The organism is Blautia sp. CGZ-1-C1 (genome assembly GCF_056504575.1).
On the sequence record NZ_JBWLUT010000075.1, the window covers coordinates 1 to 8,818 of the forward strand.

Here is an 8,818-nt window from a genome sequence, read left to right on the forward strand (position 1 = left end):
CCTGTGATAGTGAACGGGAAAGCTTTTACAAGATCAACGAAATGCTGACGTTCTTCTCTGGAGATATCATGGATTTTCTTCTCTGCCGGGATTCCACCAAGTTCCAGCATTACCGGTGTCAGGGATGACGGGAAAAGTACTCCGATCACGTTCTTGAACTGTTTGTTCTGTCCTGTCTCGAATTCGCGCAGGATTCTGGCATCTAACTGTTCTTTGGTAAGAGCCGGTTTCAGGTCCAGGTATGCACAGAGTTCTCCGTTCTCTGCTTTCGCCAGTTTCGCTCCGATGTGGGCGCTGGCAGAGAGAATCATCGGGCCTGTCACACCGAAATGGGTGAACATCATCTCGCCGAAATCTTCGTAGAGGACTTTCTTGCCGTTCTTTATGGTAAGTCCCGTATTCTTGAGGGAAAGTCCCTGTAGTTTCGGGATGTAGTCTTCTTTCGTCTTTAATGGGACTAAGGATGGGCTGATATCTGTGACTTTCAAGCCCAGTTCTCTTGCAAAACGGTATCCGTCCCCGGTGGAGCCTGTACTCTGGTAGGAGAAGCCGCCGGTGGCTACAATGACTGCATCACCCTCCATAAAGGTGCCATCCTCAAGAATGACTCCTGTGACCTTCTCCGCTTCCGGTTTCTTTACAATCTCTTTTACTGTAGTGTGCAGATGAACCTTCGCTCCGGCTTTCTTCAGTTCACGCTCCAGTGCGCGGATGATGTCTGAAGAATGATCAGACTGTGGAAATACTCTGTTTCCCCTCTCTACTTTCAGAGGTACGCCTGCTTCCTCGAAAAAATTCATGACGTCCTGTGGACCGAATAGAATAAAATCCGCTGTAGAGAAATTTCGGGTTGCTCATGACTGCTGGGAAGAGTTCCTCTGTGTCGCAGGCGTTTGCTACGTTGCAGCGGCCTTTTCCGGTGATAAATACTTTCTTGCCGAGTTTTTCGTTTTTTTCTAATATATGAACTTCATGATGGTTGCGGGCTGCGAATACTCCCGCCATCATTCCGGCAGCGCCGCCGCCGATGATCAGTACTTTGCTCATGGAATGTTCCTTCCTGTGTTTTTTGCGTTTATCCATACCCTGCTGACTGCTCCACTACGAAGAAGCTCCTGTCTTGTGGGTATTACATCTTTTTTATAATAACGCAAAGGAGCCTGCTTGCGCAAGCTCCTTTTTTCTTTTGTTACATATTTAATTAAACAGGATATGCTCCGTTCTTTTTGTCAGCTGCTTTCTCGTCAACTTTTGTTTTCTGAGCCTGACGATACTTGAAGAAGTCCATAGCTACCTGTGGGAACAGTGCGTATGTTAATACATCCTCATCCTGTTCTTTGTACTGGGCCATTTCACTCTCAAGTTTCTCAAGTTCGTTGTCAAGAAGGTCTGCCGGACGGCATGTGATCGGTTTCTCATCGCCGATGCACTTCTTCTGTACTTCCGGATTAAACGGTTTTACAGTTGCGCCGTATTTTCCTAACAGGATATCTTTTGTTTCTTTTGTAACCATTTTGTATCTCTCGCCCATCAGTACGTTGAATACAGCCTGTGTACCAACGATCTGGGAAGACGGAGTAACAAGTGGCGGTTCACCGAGGTCTTTACGTACACGCGGAACTTCCTCAAGAACATCGTAGAATTTGTCTTCTGCGTGCTGTTCTTTTAACTGGGAAGTCAGGTTGGAGAGCATACCGCCCGGTACCTGGTACAGTAAAGTCTTGATGTTAACACCAAGGTTCTTCGGATTAAGAAGTCCGCTGTCAAGAGCTTCGTCACGGATCGGACGGAAGTAGTCAGCGATCTCGGAGAGAAGTTTCTGGTCAAATCCTGTGTCGTATGGTGTATCCTTGAATGTCTCAACCATAACCTCTGTTGCAGGCTGGGATGTTCCCAGTGCGAATGGAGACATTGCTGTATCGATGATATCTACACCTGCTTCTACTGCTTTTAAGTAAGTCATGGAAGCTACACCGGATGTGTAATGTGTATGAAGGTCGATCGGGATGCTAACTGTTTCTTTTAATGCTGTAACAAGCTCTGTAGCTTTATTTGGAAGGAGAAGACCTGCCATATCTTTGATACAGATGGAATTAGCGCCCATATCTTCGATACGTTTTGCAATGTCTGTCCAGTATTCCAGTGTGTAAGCATCTCCTAATGTGTAGGAAAGAGCTACCTGTGCATGAGCCTTCTCTTTGTTTGCAGCGCTTACAGCTGTCTGAAGGTTACGAAGGTCATTGAGGCAGTCAAAAATACGGATGATGTCGATTCCGTTTGCAGCAGATTTCTGTACGAAATATTCTACAACGTCGTCTGCGTATGGACGGTATCCAAGGATGTTCTGTCCACGGAAAAGCATCTGAAGTTTTGTGTTCTTAAAGCCGTCACGTAATTTACGAAGTCTTTCCCATGGATCTTCGTGAAGGAAACGAAGGGATGCATCGAATGTTGCACCACCCCAGCACTCTACTGCGTGATAGCCGACTTTATCAAGTTTATCTACGATCGGAAGCATCTGTTCTGTGGTCATACGTGTTGCGATCTGAGACTGATGAGCATCACGGAGAATGGTTTCCACAATTTTAACAGGTTTTTTCTCTAATTCTGCCATTATTAAATCTCCTTTATAGTTTGTTCGAGTATATTCCATCGGATATTTGTGATTTACGTTACTGTACGCTCACAGGCAAATATCTGGTTTGCCGCTTACCGGAAGGAGTTAATACTCCTCCTGATACGGGCAGATCATCTTATCAGATTTTATTATACTCCAAAAATAGCCATGAATGTTCCGGCTGCTACGGCTGTACCGATAACACCGGCAACGTTCGGACCCATTGCGTGCATCAGAAGGAAGTTTGTAGGATCTGCCTCTGCACCCACTTTCTGGGATACACGGGCTGCCATAGGTACTGCGGATACACCGGCAGAACCAATCAGCGGGTTGATCTTTCCATGAGTCAGTTTGCAAAGCAGTTTACCAAGCATACATCCACCAAATGTACCGATTGCGAATGCAACAAGACCTAAAACTACGATCTTCAGAGTATCTGCGTTTAAGAATGCTTCTGCACTTGTGGAAGCACCTACGGATGTACCCAGAAGGATAACTACGATATACATCAGGGCGTTGGAAGCTGTTTCTGTCAGCTGTTTAACAACACCGCACTCTCTGAAGAGGTTACCAAGCATAAGCATACCAACCAGAGGAGCTGTTGTAGGCAGGATCAGGCAGACAACGATTGTGATAACGATCGGGAACAGGATCTTCTCCAGTTTGGAAACCGGGCGAAGCTGATCCATTTTGATCTTACGTTCTTTCTCTGTTGTGCAGAGTCTCATGATAGGCGGCTGAATGATCGGAACCAGTGACATATAGGAATATGCTGCCACTGCGATCGGTCCCATCAGTGCAGACTGTCCAAGTTTACCTGCAAGGAAAATGGAAGTCGGGCCGTCGGCACCACCGATGATGGAGATAGCTGCTGCTGCTTTTCCGTTGAATCCAAGGAAGATTGCAAGGAAGTAAGCTGCATAGATACCAAGCTGTGCTGCAGCACCCATCAGGAAGCTGATCGGGTTTGCGATAAGCGGACCGAAGTCTGTCATGGCACCTACACCCATGAAGATCAGAGATGGTAAGATACTCCACTCATCAAGGATGTAGAAATAATGAAGAAGTCCACCTACACCATTGGACATATCTTCCGGATTTGCCATAATGTCCGGATAGATATTTACAAGCAGCATACCGAATGCGATAGGAACAAGCAGAAGCGGCTCGAATCCTTTTTTGATAGCAAGGTAAAGGAATACGCAGGCTACTGCGATCATCAGGTAATTGCCCCATGTCAGATTAAAGAATGCTGTCTGATGAATCAGGTTGGACAATGTTTCTGTTACATAAGACATTTGACTACCTCCCGTCTTAGTTCATTGTTGCTAAAGTATCTCCGTTTTCTACAGAGGCACCTTCTGCAACATCAATGCTTGCGATAGTACCGTCCTGAGGAGCTACTACAGGGATTTCCATCTTCATGGATTCAAGAATAATTACGCTGTCTCCGGCTTTTACTGCCTGTCCAACGCTTGCTGCTACTTTAACAACTTTACCAGGTACGGAAGCAGTTACTTTTACTGCGCCTGCGCCTGCTGCAGGAGCTGCTGCTTTCGGAGCTGCTGCCGGTGCTGCTTTAGGTGCGGCCTTCGGAGCTGCTGCTGGTGCGGATACGCTTCCTGTTTCTTCAACAGTTACTTCATATGCTGTACCATTTACTGTAATTGTATAGCTTTTCATTTTAAAATCCTCCTAAATAAATAACAATTATTAGCGTTCATTACTTTCTCAGTAATGTAATCTACGATACGCAAAAATATTATCGGATGAACAGTGATTATCTTCTGTTTCTTTTTACTTTGCGGATGGAACGAACTACGAATCCGTCTGTTGTAGTTCCTTCTGCTGCTGCGATTGCTGCTGCGATAACAGCTACCAGTTCTCCGTCATCTGCAAGGTTCTCTTCTGCCTGTGCAGGTGCCGCCGCTGCAATTGCTGCTGCCTCTGCCTCTTTTGCAGCTTTGGCTGCTTTTGCTTCTGCTGCTTTCTTTGCTTCCGGATTCGGGATGAAACGGAACAGAGAGATCAGAAGACTTAATAAAACCAGCATTACGAATACAGTTCCAATACCCATCAGAGTATTAAGACCTGCTCTCTGAAGAGTCTTACCCATACCATACTGCACATCTACAGTCATGGAAATCGGTGTTCCCTGTGAGTCAAAGACATATACAAAGTTTGCTTCTGCTTTCTCAAATTTAAGAGGAACAGTAACTGTGTACTGATCATCTTTGAAAGTTACAGTAGTTTCACCATTGCTGTCCTTCTTTGCGCCAAGTTCATCCTTGGATGTCTGCCAGGACTGCATGGCACTTATTGTAAAGTCATTTCCTGAACTCATGTAATTCTCAATTTCTTCATCTTTAAGCTGGACAATGGTATCTGTCAGCCCCTCTGCTGTAGTTATCAGTGTGGACTTGACAGTATCATTAATCTCATCAGCGGCAAATACCACAGAAGTGCTGCCGATCACCAGTGCAGCCATTACGAGAAATGTCATGAATACAGAAGTTATTTTTTTGATCATTTTCATATGCGTCACCCCGCTTAAATCGTTCCGTGTTTCTTGGACGGACGATCTTCCCTTTTTGTGAACAGCATCTCAAATGCACCGATTACATATTTTCTTGTGTCAGCCGGGCTGATCACAGTGTCAACATAGCCTCTTGCTGCTGCGGAAGCAACACCATTCTGGAGTTCTCTGTACTGAGCAGCTTTCTCATTTAATTCAGCAGCATCTGCATCTGCGTACATGATCTTGGCTGCCAGGGAAGCGTCCATCATACCGATCTCTGCGTTATCCCATGCATATACAAGGTCTGCACCGATAGATTTGCTGTTCATTGCCACGTAAGCTGTACCGTAAGCTTTGCCGATGATCACGTTTACCTTCGGAACTGTTGCGTCTGCGAATGCAGCTACCAGCTCACCTACGGATTTCGCCATCATCTTCTCGCTGCATAAGGTTGCCATGAAGCCTGTTGCGTTTGTAAGTGTAAGTACCGGAATGTCAAAAGCATCGCAGAATTTCACGAAGTCTGCTGCTTTTCTTGCACCTCTTGCGGAGATGCTTCCGTCAAATGTTTCTACTTTCTTGCCTTCTGCGTCGTATACTTCGCTTCTGTTTGCAACTGCACCGATGGTTGCTCCGTTTAAGCGGATAAATCCTGTAACCATATCTTTGGCATAGTCTGCTTTTGTCTCGAAGAATTCGCCGTTGTCAGCGATCTGGGAAAGTGCGATTGCTGTATCACCTGCACAGTTTGCAAGTTCAGCGCATACACGGTTGAGATCATCTGTACACTCTGTGTAATTGTCTGTGTCTTCATTATTAGAAGGAAGAAGTGATACTAAAGAGCGGATCTGGCCAAGAACCTCTTCTTCTGTACCAACGCCATCGATCAGACCTGTTTCCTTGCTCTGGAAATCAGCTGCTGCTGTATCGCATTTGTCTGCGTTATTTCCCTCCAGTGCGTTCGGTGTGTTGATGAACATTTTTCCTTTTTTGGATTCGATAAATGTGAAGTCTGTCAGGGACGGGATAACTGCCATACCACCGCCGCATGTTCCGAAGATTGCTGTGATCTGCGGAATCACACCGGATGCCAGTGTCTGTTTCAGATAGATCTGTCCGAAAGCTTCCAGTGCATCTGTTGCTTCCTGAAGACGGATACCTGCGCAGTCTACAAGTCCGATAACCGGAGCGCCTGTTTTCATTGCAAGATCATAAAGTCTTGTGATCTTCTTGGCATGCATTTCGCCAACAGTACCGTTTAATACGGATGCGTCCTGGCTGTATACATAAACCAGTTTGTCATCGATTACACCATATCCGGTGATTACACCGTCAGATGGTGCTTTGTTTGCAGCCATGTTGAAATCTGTTGATCTGGCTGTTACGCTCTGACCGATTTCGACAAAACTGTTTGCGTCAAGCAAAGAAGTAATTCTTGTGCCTGCTAAGCTTTGTGTTGCATTACTCATTCTTGTTTGCCCTCCATCTTTATGAGAATATTTAAAAGTTAACCCAAAAATTTAGCCAATTTTAATTCTACCTTTTCTGGCAGAAAATTTCAACATTTATTTGTCATTTTCGTTAAAAATATAGCAGAAAAGTTTGTCAGGTTTCTCCAAATTTTGTTTTTTTGCGTATTTCTTCCTATTAAATAGAAGATATTACGGTTATTTTGCATTGTCCCGTATTTCACCCTCTCCTTTAAACCGGTACATCGTTTTCGAAATAACTATACCACTCGCTTGTTTGCGAATCCGATTGTACAGGTACAAAAGTCTCAGCGCAGCCCAGAGAAAAATACTATAGCCATGCCGGTTTGTCAGGTTTTTTACATGATGCAGCATGCGGTTATGAATGCTTTTTATTCAGTGCGTGGAAAACCATAGATGTTTTTTATTATATAGCACGAATTTGTTTCGATTAGATTTATGGATTATCCCGTTATATAATTAACACATCAAAGAAATTCAGGCCACAGCTAAAGCACTGAAGAGTGGCCTGAAATAGATCCAACAGAAAATTTCAGGAGGAACGACGTAATGAAAAGCAATTACCAGCATATTTTCACACCACTCACAGTAAAAAATATGACTATCAAAAACCGTATTGTTATGATGCCTATGGGTACAAACTACGGTGAGCAGAATGGAGAAATGAGCTTTCTTCATATCAATTATTACAAAGAACGTGCCAAGGGCGGAACAGGACTGATCATTGTAGAGAACGCAAGTGTGGATTCTCCGCAGGGTTCCAACGGAACTACTCAGCTTCGTATTGACCACGACAACTATCTGCCGCGTCTGTACAAATTCTGTGAAGAGATTCACAAATATGGTACCTGTATTGCAATCCAGATCAACCACAGCGGGTGCTTCCGCTGTTTCCGCACGTACAAATATGCAGCCTGTTTCCGCATCTGATGTTCCGTCCAAAGAAGGCGGAGAGATCCCGCGTCCGTTATCAGTGGAAGAAATCCATCACATTGTAAAGAAATACGGCGAGGCTGCAAAGAGAGCCCAGGCTGCTGGTTTTGACGCAGTAGAGATCCATGCGGGACATTCCTATCTGATCAGCCAGTTCCTCTCTCCTCTTACAAACAAACGTACAGATGATTTCGGCGGATCTGTGGAAAACAGAACACGTTTCTGCCGTATGGTCATTGAGGAAGTAAGAAAACAGGTTGGACCTTTCTTCCCGATCATGCTCCGTCTCAGCGCAGATGAGCTGATGGAAGGCGGCAACACTCTTGAGGATACTCTTGAATATCTGGAATATGTTCAGGATGAAGTTGATATCTTCGATGTTTCCTGCGGTTTAAACGGTTCTATCCAGTATCAGATCGATGCTAACTACATGAAAGACGGATGGCGTTCCTACATGCCGAAGGCTGTTAAAGGAGAAGTTCGGCAAGCCATGTATTTCCATGGGAAATATCCGTGATCCTAAGGTTGCAGAGAAGATCCTTGCTGACGGTGATGCAGACCTGATCGGTATGGGACGTGGTCTTATCGCAGAACCTGCATGGGTAAACAAAGTAGCTACAGGCAGAGAATGTGACCTTCGCAAATGTATCTCCTGTAACATCGGATGTGCAGGAAACAGAATCGGTTTTAACCGTCCGATCCGCTGTACTGTAAACCCGGCTGTTCTGGAAGGTGATGTTTATAAGAATCAGAAAGTGAACAAAAACTGTAACGTTGTAGTAATCGGAGGCGGTACTGCCGGGCTGGAAGCTGCCTGTACAGCCGCAGAAGTAGGCTGTAACACCTTCCTTCTGGAAAAGGGTGAAACTCTTGGCGGTCTTGCTTCTGTGATCTCTAAGATTCCTGCAAAGAAGCGTCTGGCTGATTTCCCGAACTATCTGATTCACAGAGCAGAGCAGCTTGAGAATCTTTATATCTTCACAAACACAGAAGGAACACCGGAAAATATCCGCAAGTTCCATCCGAACCTGATCGTAAGCTCCACAGGTTCCGCACCACTGCTTCCTCCGATCAAAGGACTTCACGACCGCATTGACAAAGAAGGCAGCAAGGTCGCTTCTATCCTGGGAATGATTAATCACATCAATGATTATCCGGAAGATATGACAGGCAAGAAGGTTGTTGTTGTGGGCGGCGGCGCTGTTGGTCTTGATGTTGTGGAATTCTTTGCAGCAAGAAATGCTGAGATTTTCTATAGTA

5 protein-coding genes and 2 pseudogenes are annotated in these 8,818 nt (G+C 45.1%); 1 reads left to right on the top strand and 6 read right to left on the bottom strand.

Translation table 11 applies throughout. The annotated features are described in order from the left end of the window. The 6 genes and pseudogenes from AC058W_RS05605 to AC058W_RS05630 form a co-directional block, all read right to left on the bottom strand. Positions 1-1,047, bottom strand: a pseudogene (locus tag AC058W_RS05605) (BaiN/RdsA family NAD(P)/FAD-dependent oxidoreductase); the annotation flags it as partial. 154 nt (positions 1,048-1,201) lie between these two features. After that, complete coding sequence (locus AC058W_RS05610; RefSeq protein WP_117674811.1) at positions 1,202-2,614, bottom strand: oxaloacetate decarboxylase subunit alpha; 1,413 nt, start codon at positions 2,612-2,614, stop codon at positions 1,202-1,204. Positions 2,615-2,766: 152 nt separating this feature from the next. Further along, positions 2,767-3,915, bottom strand: a complete 1,149-nt coding sequence (locus tag AC058W_RS05615) for a sodium ion-translocating decarboxylase subunit beta (protein ID WP_118247991.1) — start codon at positions 3,913-3,915, stop codon at positions 2,767-2,769. Positions 3,916-3,931: 16 nt separating this feature from the next. After that, positions 3,932-4,300 carry a biotin/lipoyl-containing protein gene (locus AC058W_RS05620; protein WP_022381146.1) on the bottom strand — a complete coding sequence of 123 codons (369 nt, stop codon included), beginning with the start codon at positions 4,298-4,300 and terminating at the stop codon, positions 3,932-3,934. 97 nt (positions 4,301-4,397) lie between these two features. Next, complete coding sequence (locus AC058W_RS05625) at positions 4,398-5,153, bottom strand: OadG family transporter subunit (RefSeq protein WP_243098907.1); 756 nt, start codon at positions 5,151-5,153, stop codon at positions 4,398-4,400. 14 nt (positions 5,154-5,167) lie between these two features. Further along, positions 5,168-6,604: an acyl-CoA carboxylase subunit beta gene (locus AC058W_RS05630; RefSeq protein WP_117674810.1), complete on the bottom strand. Its 1,437-nt coding sequence runs from the start codon at positions 6,602-6,604 to the stop codon at positions 5,168-5,170. 570 nt (positions 6,605-7,174) lie between these two features. Here AC058W_RS05630 and AC058W_RS05635 point away from each other — a divergent pair. Then, positions 7,175-8,818, top strand: a pseudogene (locus AC058W_RS05635) (oxidoreductase); the annotation flags it as partial.

Excerpts from the sequence above, each read along its gene's own strand:
- AC058W_RS05625 (WP_243098907.1), bottom strand. The coding sequence starts at position 5,153 with ATGAAAATGATCAAAAAAATAACTTCTGTATTCATGACATTTCTCGTA.
- AC058W_RS05630 (WP_117674810.1), bottom strand. The coding sequence starts at position 6,604 with ATGAGTAATGCAACACAAAGCTTAGCAGGCACAAGAATTACTTCTTTG.
- AC058W_RS05620 (WP_022381146.1), bottom strand. The coding sequence starts at position 4,300 with ATGAAAAGCTATACAATTACAGTAAATGGTACAGCATATGAAGTAACT.
- AC058W_RS05615 (WP_118247991.1), bottom strand. The coding sequence starts at position 3,915 with ATGTCTTATGTAACAGAAACATTGTCCAACCTGATTCATCAGACAGCA.
- AC058W_RS05610 (WP_117674811.1), bottom strand. The coding sequence starts at position 2,614 with ATGGCAGAATTAGAGAAAAAACCTGTTAAAATTGTGGAAACCATTCTC.